This is a genomic window from Salmonella sp. SSDFZ69 (genome assembly GCF_004010755.1).
Classification (GTDB): domain Bacteria; phylum Pseudomonadota; class Gammaproteobacteria; order Enterobacterales; family Enterobacteriaceae; genus Salmonella; species Salmonella enterica.
The window spans coordinates 3,697,191-3,713,666 of record NZ_CP034831.1 but is presented as its reverse complement, the minus strand read 5'-3'; the positions used below and the strand labels follow the sequence as shown (position 1 = coordinate 3,713,666).

The 16,476-nt window shown below is 53.6% G+C and carries 12 protein-coding genes; 7 read left to right on the top strand and 5 right to left on the bottom strand.

Features of this window, described 5'->3' with window-relative positions:
- The first annotated feature begins 11 nt into the window (after positions 1 to 11).
- Both ampD and ampE read left to right on the top strand, forming a co-directional pair.
- Positions 12 to 575, top strand: a complete 564-nt coding sequence (ampD, locus tag EOS98_RS18485) for a 1,6-anhydro-N-acetylmuramyl-L-alanine amidase AmpD (RefSeq protein ID WP_079953725.1) — start codon at positions 12 to 14, stop codon at positions 573 to 575.
- On the top strand, positions 572 to 1,426 hold the full coding sequence (gene ampE, locus EOS98_RS18480) for a beta-lactamase regulator AmpE (RefSeq protein WP_000172035.1): 855 nt from the start codon (positions 572 to 574) through the stop codon (positions 1,424 to 1,426). Before ampD ends, ampE begins: the two co-directional genes overlap by 4 nt.
- 91 nt (positions 1,427 to 1,517) lie before the next feature.
- Here ampE and EOS98_RS18475 read toward each other — a convergent pair whose 3' ends face one another.
- The 3 genes from EOS98_RS18475 to aroP form a co-directional block, all read right to left on the bottom strand.
- Positions 1,518 to 2,468, bottom strand: coding sequence for a family 43 glycosylhydrolase (locus EOS98_RS18475; protein ID WP_076937524.1), 951 nt, complete (start codon positions 2,466 to 2,468; stop codon positions 1,518 to 1,520).
- Positions 2,468 to 3,874, bottom strand: a complete 1,407-nt coding sequence (locus EOS98_RS18470; protein ID WP_000357539.1) for a glycoside-pentoside-hexuronide (GPH):cation symporter — start codon at positions 3,872 to 3,874, stop codon at positions 2,468 to 2,470. The genes EOS98_RS18475 and EOS98_RS18470 overlap by 1 nt, the downstream gene beginning before the upstream one ends.
- Positions 3,875 to 4,037: 163 nt before the next feature.
- On the bottom strand, positions 4,038 to 5,411 hold the full coding sequence (gene aroP / locus EOS98_RS18465) for an aromatic amino acid transporter AroP (RefSeq protein ID WP_164550774.1): 1,374 nt from the start codon (positions 5,409 to 5,411) through the stop codon (positions 4,038 to 4,040).
- Positions 5,412 to 5,973: 562 nt separating this feature from the next.
- Here aroP and pdhR point away from each other — a divergent pair.
- The 5 genes from pdhR (at position 5,974) to EOS98_RS18440 (ending at position 13,663) form a co-directional block, all read left to right on the top strand.
- Positions 5,974 to 6,738, top strand: a complete 765-nt coding sequence (gene pdhR / locus EOS98_RS18460; RefSeq protein ID WP_000331771.1) for a pyruvate dehydrogenase complex transcriptional repressor PdhR — start codon at positions 5,974 to 5,976, stop codon at positions 6,736 to 6,738.
- A gap of 159 nt (positions 6,739 to 6,897) precedes the next feature.
- Positions 6,898 to 9,561 (top strand): pyruvate dehydrogenase (acetyl-transferring), homodimeric type, encoded by a 2,664-nt coding sequence (aceE, locus tag EOS98_RS18455; RefSeq protein WP_000003841.1) that lies wholly within the window; start codon positions 6,898 to 6,900, stop codon positions 9,559 to 9,561.
- 14 nt (positions 9,562 to 9,575) lie between these two features.
- The gene (aceF, locus tag EOS98_RS18450; RefSeq protein WP_126524278.1) at positions 9,576 to 11,465 is read left to right on the top strand and encodes a pyruvate dehydrogenase complex dihydrolipoyllysine-residue acetyltransferase; all 1,890 of its coding nucleotides are present in this window, start codon (positions 9,576 to 9,578) and stop codon (positions 11,463 to 11,465) included.
- A gap of 200 nt (positions 11,466 to 11,665) precedes the next feature.
- Entirely contained in the window at positions 11,666 to 13,090 is a 1,425-nt protein-coding gene (lpdA, locus tag EOS98_RS18445) for a dihydrolipoyl dehydrogenase (RefSeq protein ID WP_001519338.1), read from the top strand.
- 288 nt (positions 13,091 to 13,378) lie between these two features.
- The gene (locus EOS98_RS18440; RefSeq protein WP_000765363.1) at positions 13,379 to 13,663 is read left to right on the top strand and encodes an outer membrane protein; all 285 of its coding nucleotides are present in this window, start codon (positions 13,379 to 13,381) and stop codon (positions 13,661 to 13,663) included.
- A 37-nt stretch (positions 13,664 to 13,700) separates the two neighbouring features.
- Here the strand turns inward: EOS98_RS18440 and EOS98_RS18435 are convergent, their stop codons facing one another.
- Positions 13,701 to 14,492: a DUF2950 family protein gene (locus EOS98_RS18435; RefSeq protein ID WP_000757452.1), complete on the bottom strand. Its 792-nt coding sequence runs from the start codon at positions 14,490 to 14,492 to the stop codon at positions 13,701 to 13,703.
- A gap of 12 nt (positions 14,493 to 14,504) precedes the next feature.
- Positions 14,505 to 16,130 carry a DUF3300 domain-containing protein gene (locus EOS98_RS18430; protein ID WP_126524277.1) on the bottom strand — a complete coding sequence of 542 codons (1,626 nt, stop codon included), beginning with the start codon at positions 16,128 to 16,130 and terminating at the stop codon, positions 14,505 to 14,507.
- Positions 16,131 to 16,476: the final 346 nt, after the last annotated feature.

The window sequence follows — 16,476 nt, the reverse complement described above, 5'->3', positions numbered from 1 at the left end:
GGAGACTCTGCATGTTGCCAGATAAGGGTTGGTTGGTAGAGGCGCGACGCGTCCCTTCTCCGCATTATGATTGCCGTCCGGATGACGAAAAACCGTCCTTGCTGGTGGTGCATAATATTAGCCTGCCCCCCGGCGAGTTTGGCGGTCCGTGGATCGATGCATTATTCACCGGAACGATAGATCCAGACACCCATCCTTTTTTTGCAGAAATCGCTCATCTTCGTGTTTCGGCCCATTGTCTGATTCGTCGCGACGGTGAAATCGTCCAGTATGTGCCTTTTGATAAGCGTGCGTGGCATGCGGGCGTGTCAAACTATCAGGGGCGGGAACGTTGTAATGATTTCTCCATTGGTATTGAGCTGGAGGGGACGGATACGCTGGCTTATACCGATGCGCAGTATCAGCAGCTAGCCGCCGTGACGCGCACGCTTATCGCTTGCTATCCGGCGATCGCCGACAATATGACCGGACACTGCAACATTGCGCCTGACCGCAAAACGGACCCTGGCCCTGCCTTTGACTGGCCGCGCTTTCGCGCTTTGGTAGCCCTTTCGTCGCACAAGGAGATGACATGACGCTGTTTACGACATTACTGGTGCTGATTGTCGAGCGCCTGTTTAAGCTGGGCGAGCACTGGCAGCTCGATCATCGGCTGGAGGCGCTATTCCGTCGGATTACGCATTTTTCGATGTTGCGCACGATGGGAATGACGGCGATCGCGATGGTGGTGACTTTTCTACTGCTCCAGGCGTTAAAAGGGCTGCTATTTAACGTGCCGACGCTGGTGGTGTGGATTCTCCTGGGCGTGCTGTGTATCGGCGCGGGCAAAGCGCGAGTACATTATCACGCCTGGCTGAAAGCGGCGTCCCGTAACGATCCGCATCCTTGCGAGGCGATGGCCAGCGAGCTTACGCTGATTCACGGCGTGCCGCCGGATTGTAATGAGCGTGAATTTTTGCGTGAGCTGCAAAATGCGTTGTTATGGATAAATTTCCGTTTTTACCTCGCACCGCTATTTTGGTTTATCGTTGGCGGTCCATGGGGGCCGGTAACGCTGGTGGGCTATGCGTTTTTACGGGCCTGGCAGACCTGGCTGGCGCGCTATCAGACGCCGCACCAACGTTTGCAATCCGGCATTGACGCTATTCTTCATGTGCTGGACTGGATTCCGGTACGTCTGGCGGGCGTAGTTTATGCATTACTGGGGCATGGCGAGAAAGCGTTGCCGGCCTGGTTTGCCTCGCTGGCGGATCTGCATACTTCGCAGTATCAGGTGCTCACACGTCTGGCGCAGTTCTCACTGGCGCGCGAACCGCATACTGACAAAGTAGAAACCCCCAAAGCGGCGGTGTCGATGGCGAAGAAGGCCTCGTTTGTGGTGGTGGTGATTATTGCGTTGCTCACCATTTATGGGGCATTAGTGTAATGTTGTGCCGATGGCGCTAACGCTTATGCGGCCTACAATGGAAAAATCTGTAGGCCCGGTAAGCGTTAGCGCCACCGGGCAGTGCAACGGCTTAGATCGTATCGGCTGGCGGCACGCCAAAATCAGGCATCCCGTTTTCGTCCCAGCGCACCCGTTTCAGACGCGTATGGCGGTTGGGATCGTACAACGGATCGCCTTCAATTTCGGTGTAATTTCTCGCGTGGTACACCAGTACATCTTCACCTTCCGGCGTTTGCGTAAAGCTGTTATGTCCCGGCCCATACTGGCGATTTTCATAGCTGGTGGTAAAGACCGGGCGCGGTGATTTATGCCAGTTGGCCGGATCGCGCGGATCGTCGTTTACGTTAATCCACAGTAACCCCATACAGTAGTTTTCATCGGTGGCGCTGGCCGAATAGCTGATAAACAGCTTGTCGCCATGCACCACGACGGCCGGACCTTCGTTAACCCAAAAACCCCGACACTCCCAGTCGTACTCTGGCTTACTGAGTCTTACCGGCTCGCCTTTAATCGTCCACGGATTTTCCAGTTCAGCCAGATAAATATTTGAGTTACCGGCAATATCCGGCGCTTTTTGCGCCCACAGATACCACTGCTTTCCCTGATGATAAAAAGTGGTGGCATCGAGGGCGAAGGTATCAAACGGCGTTTTAATTTGGCCTTTCTCCGTCCACTTGCCGGTGAGTGGGTCGGCATCGGCGCACTCCAGGGCAAACATGCGGTGCTGGAACATTCCCTGCTTATCAAGCGCTTGAGTATGGGTAGCGGCAAAATAGATGTACCACTTGTCCGCCAGATGATGAAGTTCCGGTGCCCAGATGAGCTGGCTCATAGGGCCGCTTTCCGGTTTGCGCCAGACGACAACGGGGTCGGCGGCGCGCAACCCTTCCAGCGAATCAGCCCGGCGGATTTCCAGCCTGTCATATTCCGGTACGGAGGCAATAAAGTAGTAATCGCTGCCGTCGCGTAAAATAAACGGATCGGCACGTTGTTCAATAAACGGGTTTGGCCAGTTTGCCATCAGGCTTTCCTTACGCTTTCAGCGGCTTTGAGCTCCTGCAACTCACTCAATTCGCGGTAATTAGTGCGACGTTTTTCCAAATCGTCCTGGATTTTTTTCATCAGTTCACGGTCAACTTTCAGCAGACGTACCACGCCTGCGGTAATCAGATAGCCAACGCCGGGGATAACGGTAAACAACAGCATAATACCGTTCATCGCCGAGGCGCTTTGCGCTTTGGCGCTGGCGTCATAACCGTACCAGGAGAGCAAAAAGCCGACCATCGCCCCGGCAATCGCCAGGCCCAGTTTCAGGAAGAACAGATTACCGGAGAAGCTAATACCGGTAATGCGTTTGCCGGTTTTCCATTCGCCGTAATCATCGACGTCCGCCATCAGCGACCAGTGCAGCGGGGAAGGGATCTGATGCAGAATATTGAGCAGGAAGTAGAGCGCCACTATCATCACGGTAGCTTTCGGATCAAAGAAATAGAACGCGCAGGAGAAAATCGCCAGCGCGATATTGGTCCAGAAAAATACCTTCAATTTACACCAGCGATCGGTTAAGACTTTTGCCAGCATACTGCCGATCATCATACCGACCACGCCAAGGCTAATAAAAAGCGTAGCGAAATGGGTGCTTTGTCCCATCACCCAGGTGACGTAATACATGGTCGCCGCCATACGGATAAACCCCGGGCAGACGTTACATAAGGTCAATAGCAGAATGCGTACCCATTGATCGTTTTTCCACACGTCTTTGAAATCATTCTTCATATCATCGTGCGTCGGAACGGCAGGGCGAACGCGTTCGCGGACGCTGGCAAAGCAGAACAGAAACATACCCATGCCGATAATCGCCAGCACGGTCATCGCCAACTGATAGCCTTTGGCTTTGTCGCCGCCGCCAAACCAGTCCACCATCGGCAATAGCGTTAACGATAGCAACAGCGTCGCGATGCCGACTAACACGAAGCGATAAGCCTGACAGGCCACGCGCTCTTTTGGATCATTGGTGATCACGCCGCCCAGTGAGCAATAGGGAATATTGATGGCGGTGTAGGTCACAGAAAGCAGAAAATAGGTGACGAAAGCATAGACAACTTTGCTGTTATAGCCCCAGTCCGGCGTCGTGAACATCAGCACGCTGAACAGCGCGTAGGGAAATGCAATCCACAGTAGCCAGGGGCGGAAACGACCATATTTACTTTGGGTACGATCGGCAAGCGCGCCCATCACCGGATCGGTAACGGCATCGATAACGCGTACTGAAAGGAGTAAAACACCGACTAACGCCGGGGCAAGACCAAAAATATCCGTATAAAAATAATTAACAAACAGCATGATAGCGCCAAAAATAATGTTACATCCGGCGTCGCCCATGCCATACCCGATTTTCTCTCTTACCGAAAGTCTGCCCTTATCCATTGAGACTTCTCCCCATCAGATGATGGCGGTAATTATTCGCCTGCGAGCTTTTATTTGCGTAGCAGGATCACGCCGCTGATATGGATAAAATGGTTATACGTGGAAAACTGTGAGGCAGATAACACCCTCCCCGGACGGGGAGGGCGGAAAAGTAACGTCACGATCAGTGGGCTTTCACCGTTTTTGCCGTTTTTTCTTTACACAGGTAGCCGACGCCCAGGATGAGCAGCCATACCGGAATCAGCCACACGGAGATCGCCATACCTGGCGTCATCAGCATAATGATCAATACCGCCGCCATAAACAGCAGGCAGAGAACGTTGCCGAACGGATAAAACAGGGCCGGGAAGCGGGTTTTCACGCCCTGCTGCTGTTTCGCGCGACGGAACATCATATGGGCAAGGCTAATCATCGCCCAGTTAATGACCAGCGCGGAGACCACCAGCGCCATCAGCAGTCCGAATGCGGACTCTGGGGCCAGGTAGTTGATCAGCACGCACAGCGCCGTCACGACGGCGGAAACCAAAATGGAGCTCACCGGCACGCCGCGTTTATCGACGTTCAGCAGCGCTTTCGGCGCATTTCTCTGCTGGGCCAGACCGAACAGCATACGGCTGTTGCAGTAAACGCAGCTGTTATAAACCGATAGCGCGGCGGTGAGAACCACGATATTCAGCGCATTGGCGACAAACGTATCGCCCAGCTCATGGAAGATAAGGACAAACGGGCTGGTATCGGCGGTGACGCGAGTCCATGGCAGCAGCGAAAGCAGAACCGCCAGCGAGCCGATATAAAAAATCAGGATGCGATAGATAACCTGATTGGTAGCTTTGGGAATGCTCTGTTCCGGGTTATCGGCTTCAGCGGCGGTGATCCCTACCAGCTCCAGTCCGCCGAACGAAAACATAATAATGGCCATCATCATCACCAGCCCGGTCCAGCCATGCGGCAGAAAGCCGCCCTGTTCCCACAGGTTGCGCACGGTGGCCTGCGGACCAGCGGTATCGCTGAAGAGTAACCACGCGCCGAACAGAATCATAGCGATGACGGCGATCACTTTAATAATGGCGAACCAAAACTCCATCTCACCGAACACTTTAACGTTGGTCAGGTTGATGGCGTTGATAATCACAAAGAAGGCTGCCGCAGAAGCCCAGGTGGGGATCTCCGGATACCAGAACTGGATATATTTACCCACTGCGGTCAGTTCCGCCATGGCAACTAATACGTACAGCACCCAGTAGTTCCAGCCGGAAGCGAATCCGGCAAAGCCGCCCCAGTATTTATAGGCGAAGTGGCTAAAAGAGCCGGCGACCGGTTCTTCAACCACCATCTCTCCCAGCTGGCGCATAATCAGAAAGGCAATAAAGCCTGCAATCGCATAGCCCAGGATAATTCCTGGCCCCGCCGACTGAATAACGGAGGCGCTTCCCAGGAACAAGCCTGTCCCTATCGCGCCGCCCAATGCGATAAGCTGAATATGGCGGTTTTTCAGGCCGCGCTTGAGCTGCTCGCCGTGCTGCTGACTGTCCATTATAAAACCTCGTGTATCGGGCGCGGTTTATTCATAACGCGCTTATTTTGAACGATGCAGTAGTGCGTGTGTAAGTTTGCAATTCCGCTTTTTGTATTGATTTATTTACAAGCTCGTTTTTTAAAATGTCACTTCAACTCTTTCGTCTTGATCAGAATAATGGTATGTGGCCGCGAATGCACCTGCTTTGTGCAGGGGTGATGACGAGTTGCGTAAAAAGAAAGCACTTGTAAATACCTCCTTTTATTTTCCCTTACAGATGTTAATTTGTTTTTATTCATTATTTATGCATAAAAATGCATTTAATCTACTGTTGAATCGGTTCAGATGAGATTTTTTATCGTTTCAAATACGTTAAATCTACCTCCTGGTGGGTAAATTTAACATTTGTGCACAGTTACAGTTTTGAAACATGATTTCTGTAAAATTGTTAAAATGTGCCTCCTTTACTGATTTCAATCAAAACCTGTATGGACAGAAGGTGAATACTTTGTTACTTTAGCGTCACAGACATGAAATTGGTAAGACCAATTGACTCCGGGCAAATGGCTTAAGACAGGAAATCATGGCCTACAGCAAAATCCGCCAACCAAAACTCTCCGATGTGATCGAGCAGCAGCTGGAGTTTTTAATCCTTGAGGGAACATTGCGTCCCGGAGAAAAACTCCCACCGGAACGTGAACTGGCAAAACAGTTCGACGTCTCCCGTCCCTCCTTGCGCGAGGCGATTCAACGTCTCGAAGCGAAGGGATTGTTGCTTCGTCGCCAGGGCGGCGGAACCTTCGTGCAGAGCAGCCTGTGGCAGAGCTTTAGCGACCCGCTGGTGGAACTGCTCTCCGATCACCCTGAATCCCAGTTTGACCTGCTCGAAACGCGCCATGCGCTGGAAGGCATTGCGGCTTATTACGCGGCGCTGCGCAGCACCGACGAAGATAAAGACCGTATTCGCGAGCTGCACCATGCCATTGAGCTGGCGCAAGAGTCCGGCGATCTGGATGCCGAGTCCGAAGCCGTGCTCCAGTATCAAATCGCCGTCACCGAAGCGGCGCACAACGTGGTATTGCTTCATCTGCTAAGGTGTATGGAGCCGATGCTGGCGCAAAATGTGCGGCAGAACTTCGAATTGCTGTATGCGCGTCGGGAGATGCTGCCGCTGGTGAGTACGCATCGCACCCGTATATTTGAAGCCATTATGGCCGGAAAACCAGAAGAAGCGCGTGAAGCGTCACACCGCCATCTGGCGTTTATCGAAGAGATTATGTTGGACAGAAGCCGTGAGGAGAGCCGTCGTGAACGCGCTTTACGCCGTCTGGAGCAGCGCAAGAATTAGTTTTTTCTGGCAGAACGTTAACCAGAAGATGTTGTGAATAACGCGCAAAAATGTGCGCGGCAACTAAACGCAGAACCTGTCTTATTAAGCTTTCTGACGAAAGTTTAATGGGACAGGTTCCAGATAACTCAACGTATTAGATAGATAAGGAATACCCCCATGTCAGAACGTTTCCCAAATGACGTGGATCCGATCGAAACTCGCGACTGGCTACAGGCGATCGAATCGGTCATCCGTGAAGAAGGTGTTGAGCGCGCTCAGTATCTGATTGACCAACTGCTTTCTGAAGCTCGTAAAGGCGGCGTGAAAGTCGCGGCAGGCGCAGGGGCCAGTAATTACATCAACACTATTGCCGTTGAAGACGAACCGGAATACCCGGGCAATCTGGAGCTGGAACGTCGCATTCGTTCTGCTATCCGCTGGAACGCCATCATGACCGTGCTGCGCGCGTCTAAAAAAGACCTTGAGTTGGGCGGCCACATGGCGTCCTTCCAGTCTTCCGCCACGATCTATGATGTCTGTTTCAACCATTTCTTCCGTGCGCGCAACGAACAGGATGGCGGCGATCTGGTGTACTTCCAGGGCCACATCTCTCCGGGCATCTACGCTCGCGCGTTCCTGGAAGGTCGTCTGACCCAGGAACAGATGGATAACTTCCGTCAGGAAGTTCACGGTAATGGCCTCTCTTCCTATCCGCACCCGAAACTGATGCCGGAATTCTGGCAGTTCCCGACCGTCTCTATGGGTCTGGGCCCAATCGGTGCTATCTACCAGGCGAAATTCCTGAAATATCTGGAACACCGCGGCCTGAAAGATACCTCTAAACAGACCGTTTACGCCTTCCTCGGCGACGGCGAGATGGACGAGCCGGAATCCAAAGGCGCGATCACCATCGCCACCCGTGAAAAACTGGACAACCTGGTCTTTGTTATCAACTGTAACCTGCAGCGTCTTGACGGCCCGGTCACCGGTAACGGCAAGATTGTTAACGAACTGGAAGGCATCTTTGCAGGTGCTGGCTGGAACGTTATTAAAGTCATGTGGGGCGGTCGTTGGGATGAACTGCTGCGTAAAGACACCAGCGGTAAACTGATCCAGCTGATGAACGAAACCGTTGACGGCGACTACCAGACCTTCAAATCCAAAGACGGCGCTTACGTGCGTGAGCACTTCTTCGGTAAATATCCGGAAACCGCCGCGCTGGTGGCCGACTGGACTGACGAGCAGATTTGGGCGCTGAACCGTGGTGGTCACGATCCGAAGAAAGTCTACGCGGCACTGAAAAAAGCGCAGGAAACCAAAGGCAAAGCGACCGTAATCCTGGCCCATACCATTAAAGGTTACGGCATGGGCGACACCGCGGAAGGTAAAAACATCGCTCACCAGGTTAAGAAAATGAACATGGACGGCGTGCGTTACGTCCGCGATCGTTTCAACGTGCCGGTTGCCGATGCTGATCTCGAAAAACTGCCGTACATTACCTTCCCGGAAGGTTCTGAAGAACACAAATACCTGCATGAACGCCGTCAGGCGCTGCATGGCTACCTGCCAAGCCGTCAGCCGAACTTCACCGAGAAGTTAGAGCTGCCTCAACTTTCAGATTTCGGCGCGCTGCTGGAAGAGCAAAGTAAAGAGATTTCCACTACGATCGCTTTCGTGCGTGCCCTGAACGTGATGCTGAAGAACAAGTCGATCAAAGATCGTCTGGTTCCGATCATCGCCGACGAAGCGCGTACTTTCGGTATGGAAGGTCTGTTCCGTCAGATTGGTATCTACAGCCCGAACGGCCAGCAGTACACCCCGCAGGACCGTGAGCAGGTTGCTTACTACAAAGAAGACGAGAAAGGCCAGATTCTGCAGGAAGGTATCAACGAGCTGGGCGCAGGCGCATCCTGGCTGGCTGCGGCGACCTCTTACAGCACCAACGATCTGCCGATGATCCCGTTCTACATCTACTACTCCATGTTCGGGTTCCAGCGTATCGGCGACCTGTGCTGGCAGGCTGGCGACCAGCAGGCTCGCGGCTTCCTGATCGGCGGGACTTCCGGTCGTACTACGCTGAACGGCGAAGGTCTGCAGCACGAAGATGGTCACAGCCACATTCAGTCGCTGACTATCCCGAACTGTATCTCTTACGACCCGGCTTACGCTTACGAAGTGGCTGTCATCATGCATGATGGTCTGGAGCGTATGTACGGTGAGAAACAAGAGAACGTTTACTACTACATCACCACCCTGAACGAAAACTACCACATGCCGGCCATGCCAGCAGGTGCCGAGGAAGGTATCCGTAAAGGTATCTACAAACTCGAAACCCTTGAAGGTAGCAAAGGTAAAGTTCAGCTGCTGGGCTCCGGTTCTATCCTGCGTCACGTGCGTGAAGCGGCACAGATTCTGGCGAACGACTACGGCGTAGGTTCTGACGTGTACAGCGTGACCTCCTTCACCGAACTGGCGCGTGATGGCCAGGATTGTGAACGCTGGAACATGCTGCACCCGCTGGAAACCCCGCGCGTTCCGTACATCGCTCAGGTGATGAACGACGCTCCGGCAGTGGCATCTACTGACTATATGAAACTGTTCGCCGAGCAGGTTCGTACTTACGTACCGGCTGACGACTATCGCGTACTGGGTACGGATGGCTTCGGTCGTTCCGACAGCCGTGAGAACCTGCGTCATCACTTCGAAGTTGATGCTTCTTATGTGGTTGTCGCAGCGCTGGGCGAACTGGCTAAACGTGGCGAAATCGACAAGAAAGTGGTAGCGGATGCGATTACCAAATTCAACATCGATGCAGATAAAGTTAACCCGCGTCTGGCGTAAGAGGTAAAAGAATAATGGCTATCGAAATCAAAGTACCGGACATCGGGACAGATGAAGTTGAAATCACCGAGATTCTGGTCAAAGTGGGCGACAAAGTGGAAGCTGAACAGTCGCTGATCACCGTAGAAGGCGACAAAGCCTCTATGGAAGTCCCGTCTCCGCAGGCTGGCGTCGTGAAAGAGATCAAAGTCTCTGTCGGCGATAAAACCGAGACCGGTGCACTTATCATGATTTTCGATTCCGCCGACGGTGCAGCCGACGCTGCACCTGCTAAGGCAGAAGAGAAGAAAGAAGCGGCGCCGGCAGCAGCACCTGCTGCGGCAGCGGCGAAAGACGTTCACGTTCCGGATATCGGCAGTGACGAAGTTGAAGTGACTGAAGTGATGGTGAAAGTGGGCGACACCGTTGAAGCTGAACAGTCGCTGATCACCGTCGAAGGCGACAAGGCCTCTATGGAAGTGCCGGCGCCGTTCGCGGGCACCGTGAAAGAGATCAAAGTGAACACCGGTGATAAAGTGTCTACCGGCTCACTGATTATGGTCTTCGAAGTGGCGGGCGCAGCGCCTGCCGCAGCACCAGCGAAAGCGGAAGCCGCTCCGGCTGCGGCTGCTCCAGCAGCAGCGACGGGCGTAAAAGACGTTAACGTACCGGATATCGGCGGCGACGAAGTTGAAGTCACCGAAGTGATGGTCAAAGTCGGCGATAAAGTTGCCGCTGAACAGTCGCTGATCACCGTCGAAGGCGACAAAGCCTCCATGGAAGTGCCTGCGCCGTTCGCGGGCACCGTGAAAGAAATCAAAATCAGCACCGGCGATAAAGTGAAAACCGGTTCTCTGATTATGGTCTTCGAAGTAGAAGGCGCAGCGCCTGCGGCCGCTCCGGCTAAACAGGAAGCGGCGGCACCGGCTCCGGCGGCGAAAGCTGAGAAGCCTGCTGCCCCGGCTGCCAAAGCGGAAGGCAAGTCTGAGTTCGCTGAAAACGACGCGTACGTTCACGCTACTCCGCTGATTCGCCGCCTGGCGCGCGAGTTTGGCGTAAACCTGGCGAAAGTGAAAGGCACCGGTCGTAAAGGCCGTATTCTGCGCGAAGACGTTCAGGCTTACGTGAAAGACGCAATCAAACGCGCGGAAGTTGCGCCGGCTGCTGCGGGCGGTGGTATCCCGGGTATGCTGCCGTGGCCGAAAGTGGACTTCAGCAAGTTTGGTGAAGTTGAAGAAGTGGAACTGGGCCGTATCCAGAAAATCTCTGGCGCGAACCTGAGCCGTAACTGGGTGATGATCCCGCACGTTACGCACTTCGACAAAACCGATATCACCGATCTGGAAGCGTTCCGTAAACAGCAGAACGCCGAAGCTGAGAAGCGCAAACTGGATGTGAAATACACGCCAGTGGTCTTCATCATGAAAGCGGTTGCCGCTGCTCTGGAACAGATGCCGCGCTTCAACAGCTCTCTGTCCGAAGACGGTCAGCGTCTGACCCTGAAAAAATACATCAACATCGGCGTGGCGGTTGATACCCCGAATGGCCTGGTGGTTCCGGTCTTTAAAGACGTGAATAAGAAGAGCGTGACCGAGCTGTCTCGTGAACTGACCACCATCTCCAAAAAAGCGCGTGATGGTAAGCTGACCGCTGGCGAAATGCAGGGTGGTTGCTTCACTATCTCCAGCATCGGCGGTCTGGGAACTACCCACTTCGCGCCGATTGTTAACGCGCCGGAAGTGGCTATCCTCGGCGTTTCTAAGTCGGCGATGGAACCGGTGTGGAATGGGAAAGAGTTTGTGCCGCGTCTGATGATGCCTATCTCTCTTTCCTTCGACCACCGTGTGATCGATGGTGCTGATGGTGCGCGTTTCATTACCATTATCAACAATATGTTGTCTGACATTCGCCGTCTGGTGATGTAATGAAAAAGCCGGCCCGACGGCCGGCTTTTTTTTGATAATCTCATGGAGTTTGTGAGGTTATTAGCGAAAGCGATAATTCGTGATCCGTTTGTTGTTTCAAAATTGTTAACAATTTTGTAAGATACGGGCGGATAGAACGACCCGGTGGATGATGGGCGATCAAGTACCCCGGACCGCCGGATACAAATAAAGAGGTCATGATGAGTACTGAAATCAAAACTCAGGTCGTGGTACTTGGGGCGGGCCCGGCAGGCTATTCTGCCGCTTTCCGTTGCGCTGATTTAGGTCTGGAAACCGTAATTGTAGAACGCTACAACACCCTTGGCGGTGTTTGTCTGAACGTCGGCTGTATCCCTTCTAAAGCGCTGCTGCACGTAGCAAAAGTTATCGAAGAAGCCAAAGCGCTGGCTGAACACGGTATCGTCTTCGGCGAGCCGAAAACCGATATCGACAAGATTCGTACCTGGAAAGAAAAAGTTATCACTCAACTGACCGGCGGTCTGGCGGGTATGGCCAAAGGCCGTAAGGTGAAAGTGGTCAACGGTCTGGGTAAATTCACCGGGGCGAACACCCTGGAAGTTGAAGGCGAAAACGGCAAAACCGTGATCAACTTCGACAACGCGATCATCGCGGCAGGTTCTCGTCCGATCCAATTACCGTTTATTCCGCATGAAGACCCGCGCGTATGGGATTCTACCGACGCTCTGGAACTGAAAGAAGTGCCAAAGCGTATGCTGGTCATGGGCGGCGGTATCATCGGTCTGGAAATGGGTACCGTATACCACGCGCTGGGTTCAGAGATTGACGTGGTTGAAATGTTCGACCAGGTTATCCCGGCGGCTGATAAAGACATCGTTAAAGTCTTCACCAAGCGCATCAGCAAGAAATTCAACCTGATGCTGGAAACCAAAGTGACTGCCGTTGAAGCGAAAGAAGACGGTATCTACGTTTCGATGGAAGGCAAAAAAGCCCCGGCTGAAGCGCAGCGTTATGATGCGGTTCTGGTGGCGATTGGTCGTGTGCCGAACGGTAAAAACCTCGACGCGGGCAAAGCAGGCGTGGAAGTTGACGACCGTGGCTTTATCCGCGTGGACAAACAGCTGCGCACCAACGTGCCGCACATCTTCGCTATCGGCGATATCGTCGGTCAGCCGATGCTGGCGCACAAAGGCGTTCACGAAGGCCACGTTGCCGCTGAAGTTATCGCCGGGAAGAAACACTACTTCGATCCGAAAGTTATCCCGTCTATCGCTTACACCGAGCCAGAAGTGGCATGGGTTGGCCTGACCGAGAAAGAAGCGAAAGAAAAAGGCATCAGCTATGAAACCGCCACCTTCCCGTGGGCAGCTTCTGGCCGTGCTATCGCTTCTGACTGCGCAGACGGTATGACCAAACTGATTTTCGACAAAGAATCTCACCGCGTGATCGGCGGGGCGATTGTCGGCACCAACGGCGGCGAGCTGCTGGGTGAAATCGGTCTGGCGATCGAAATGGGCTGTGATGCGGAAGACATCGCGCTGACCATTCATGCGCACCCGACGTTGCACGAGTCCGTCGGTCTGGCTGCTGAAGTGTTCGAAGGTAGTATTACCGACCTGCCGAACCCGAAAGCGAAGAAGAAATAATCTTCTGTAGGTGGCAATGCGCCACCCGATACAAAAAAGCGGCTTTACAGCCGCTTTTTTTATGCATAGCAAATCAGATGTGTCAAATGATGGCGAAGGATAACGAAACCGCAAAATTTATCTTTTCCGCAGCAGTACGTTTTTCAAAGCTTATGCCGTCGGTAGTGCCTTTGTCTGTCATTTTCGACCAACTAATTGTTTCATAAGAAATACCTCTCCTTACTTTGTCATCACCCTGAAATTAGTAACTCTATAAAATAATAGCGAGCTAATTATGAGGTTTGATATATGAAACTTTTTCTGACAACAGCAGCGCTAACTGCGACGTTGATTTCCGGCATGGCATTTGCCAGCGATCCCGTCATCCCCTGGGCGACTAACAGCGGCGGTACGGAAAGTACGCATATTGCGGCAATGGGCGAGGATTTGAATGCGCAGCATCAGCAGATCACCCACACGCATGAAGGCGTATGGGCGGCTAATTCCGGCAGCATTCAGGCTGATGAAGCCGCGCTGACCAGCAACAAGCCGCCGGTACAAGGCCACCCGGAATTAATGCCGCATCAGGGCTAATGATCATGGCCTGGCGATAACGCCAGGCGCTTACGGGTTATTCGGCGACCTGCCACTGCGCGTCTGGCGCAAAACGCGTGATAGCCTGAACTTTACTCTCCGTCTCCTTGCCTAAATCCGCCTGATAAATACGATCGTCCTGGTTGACCATAAAACTCATCACCCCGGTTTCGCCGTAATGCATCGGCCAGGCCAGAAGCGCCGCGCCGTGACCGTCGTTATCGCTGATAATACGGAAATGGTAGCCGTGATAGCCCTCGTCTGGCGCTGCGGGGCTAAAGTTTGGGCCTAACGGGCTGGGGACGTCGCCTGCTTTGGTTGGCCAGTACAGGCCATCTTTTTGGCCTTCGCTACTGATTATCCTGTGCGCCCAGCGATGGTTTTGTAAGTAATAATCCTGCTGCGCATCAACGTAAGCATGCATGGCCTGTAAGGTAGAAAGTTCATTTCGCCCAATAGTACGGGTGAGGATCTCATTCCCGGCTGCCGCCATATCAAAGCGCCAGCCGCCAGTCTCTTTCACCATGGGCACCGGGAGCTGCCAGTCTTCTCGTCCGACATTCAGGTGCGCCGTATTGTCTTTTTGTACAATGCGATGGCCTTCGCGCCAGTCACGATTGAAGCGGGCCACGGCCTCGGGATCGGCACCTTCCGGCGGCAGAAATTGCCGCCAGTCATCGCCCAGTAGCGCGGTAAGCTGCGTTTCGTTTTTTCCGGCTACCGCCGCGGCGAAGGCGCTGGCGGCCGCTTCCGGGGAGGGGAACCGTTCCTGCGCGTAGCCCAGCAAGGGTAATGACAGTAACAGAGCGCTTAACATAACCTTTTTCATTATCTGCTCCGGTTAACGGCGATGAAATTCATGATGTTCAGAAAAATGTTCCCGCGCGGCGGCGCGTTGCTCGGTGTTTAAGTGACTGCCGCGACGGCTTTCCAGGCCGCGTAGCTGTTGCGATTGCCATGACGGCGATCGACTGTCGTTCCCGCTAAACACATTGGCGTGCATATTCTGGCGAAATGCCTGACGCTGTTGCGGCGTAGAGGATTCAATACGCTGGCGGGCGGTGTCTCGCTGCTGTTGTGAAACAGGGTGCTGCTGGGCTTTAGCCTTCAGCTCGGAACGATGCTGCTGCGTGGTGGATTTATTCAGTGTCTGCTGCGCCGCCTCGCGACGACTGCTGTTTTGTGTTCCGTCATAGCCACGGTAATTATTACGCTGGGCAATTTGATTTAACTGCTGCGATGCCGCTTTGCGCTGTCTATCGCGGGATGTCTCGCCTGACAGGTTAGCGGGTGATGTATGGCTGCGCTGTTGGAATTGCGTCATGGCCGCCTGGCGCTGACTGTCGCGAGACACTGGCGCTTGCTGCGTTGCGCTTAACCCGCCGCTAACATTGGTGGGATGGAACCGTTGCGCAACGGTATTATTCGGATAGGGGACGCCATTGCGCCAGGCGGGATTATGCTGCCAGCCCATCGTTTGGCCCGGCAGGTTTTGCCCGGATATCCGGTTGAAATTATTGACATTGATGTTGATATTATCGCCATTGTGTTGATAACCGTTACCACCATGATGGTAATCATCATCATGATGGTCGTCGTCATGGTGGTGATGATCGTCGTCATCCCAGTCTATGCTGCTGAACAACGCATAGGTGGTGGCGACGCCCAGGCTATAACCAAAACCTTTAACAAAACTATCGGCAAACTGCTGCCCCGGAGGGGGCGGTAAATACACCGGCGGATAAGCGGTATTGGGCCAGGTGCCATATACCGTCGCGGGGTTATAGTTCGGCACGTACACCACCTGCGGATTCGCGGGTTCAATTTTGATGACGGTCGACGGTGTCGCTGGCGTACTGGCGGATGTGGTGGTTGTTGTCGTCGTGACGGCGGTAGAAGCGCTGGACTTCGGCACGCTGGTGACGGTTTGCTGCGGCGTTGATTTTAGCGAACCGGTTTGTTGAGCGAGCAGACGCAACCTTTGCACCGCATCCATCACATCCTGTGGCTGGGCTAAGAACGCATCGCCCAGGTTTTGCACCCATTGCGGATTCTCGCCCATAAGCGCCATCAACTGGGGAAAGGCGACCAGCGATTTGACGCTGGGGTCCCACGGTTGGCTGGCCACCGCCTGAATAGCGGCATCGCCCTGCAGCGTGGGGTTATCCCGCGACCACTGGACGGCCTGAACCACGTTCGCCGGGTAGGTGGAGGCCATGAGCACCTGCGAAAGCAGGGCATCGGGATAAAGCGCGACAGGCGCGACCCATTGATCGATTTGCGCAGTGGTAAAGGTCGTTTTCGCGACAGGCGCGGGCACAGCGGTCTGCGTTTGCTCAGGGGCGGGAGCTGCCGCCTGCGCGGGCGCTTCGGGAGCGCGGCTTTTAACATACAGTACGCCCGAAGCGGCAAATAACCCGGCACTGCACACAAGGGCAATGAGATGGGGTTTAAAGGGCAACGTCATTTTATCTCTCCCGATTCCAGAGAATCGCTATGGTCATTATGCCTGCCGCCGACGGGGTGCAGTTTCGCGTGAGTATAAAGGGACGATAGTTTAATTTTTAGCTAATGTTGGGATCGATAACGTTACGTGACGATCAAAGCACGAAATGAGGTAAGCATTTATGGCTGCAGCTCCCGTCTCAGTAGAGCATTAGACCATCCTTAACGATTCAGCCACTTTTTTATGTTGCTTTTTTGTAAACAGATTAACACTTAAAGAAAATCCTGTTATTGTGCCTTATGCGGTACCGGGCATTTACCCTACTAACTACTGTCTCACAGGAGCGTGAAGAGAATCGCCCATCAAC

Bases quoted from the DNA above. Each gene is read 5' to 3' on its own strand.
- ampD (WP_079953725.1), top strand. From the start codon at position 12: ATGTTGCCAGATAAGGGTTGGTTGGTAGAGGCGCGACGCGTCCCTTCT.
- ampE (WP_000172035.1), top strand. From the start codon at position 572: ATGACGCTGTTTACGACATTACTGGTGCTGATTGTCGAGCGCCTGTTT.
- EOS98_RS18475 (WP_076937524.1), bottom strand. From the start codon at position 2,468: ATGGCAAACTGGCCAAACCCGTTTATTGAACAACGTGCCGATCCGTTT.
- EOS98_RS18470 (WP_000357539.1), bottom strand. From the start codon at position 3,874: ATGGATAAGGGCAGACTTTCGGTAAGAGAGAAAATCGGGTATGGCATG.
- pdhR (WP_000331771.1), top strand. From the start codon at position 5,974: ATGGCCTACAGCAAAATCCGCCAACCAAAACTCTCCGATGTGATCGAG.
- aceE (WP_000003841.1), top strand. From the start codon at position 6,898: ATGTCAGAACGTTTCCCAAATGACGTGGATCCGATCGAAACTCGCGAC.
- aceF (WP_126524278.1), top strand. From the start codon at position 9,576: ATGGCTATCGAAATCAAAGTACCGGACATCGGGACAGATGAAGTTGAA.
- lpdA (WP_001519338.1), top strand. From the start codon at position 11,666: ATGAGTACTGAAATCAAAACTCAGGTCGTGGTACTTGGGGCGGGCCCG.
- EOS98_RS18440 (WP_000765363.1), top strand. From the start codon at position 13,379: ATGAAACTTTTTCTGACAACAGCAGCGCTAACTGCGACGTTGATTTCC.
- EOS98_RS18435 (WP_000757452.1), bottom strand. From the start codon at position 14,492: ATGAAAAAGGTTATGTTAAGCGCTCTGTTACTGTCATTACCCTTGCTG.
- EOS98_RS18430 (WP_126524277.1), bottom strand. From the start codon at position 16,130: ATGACGTTGCCCTTTAAACCCCATCTCATTGCCCTTGTGTGCAGTGCC.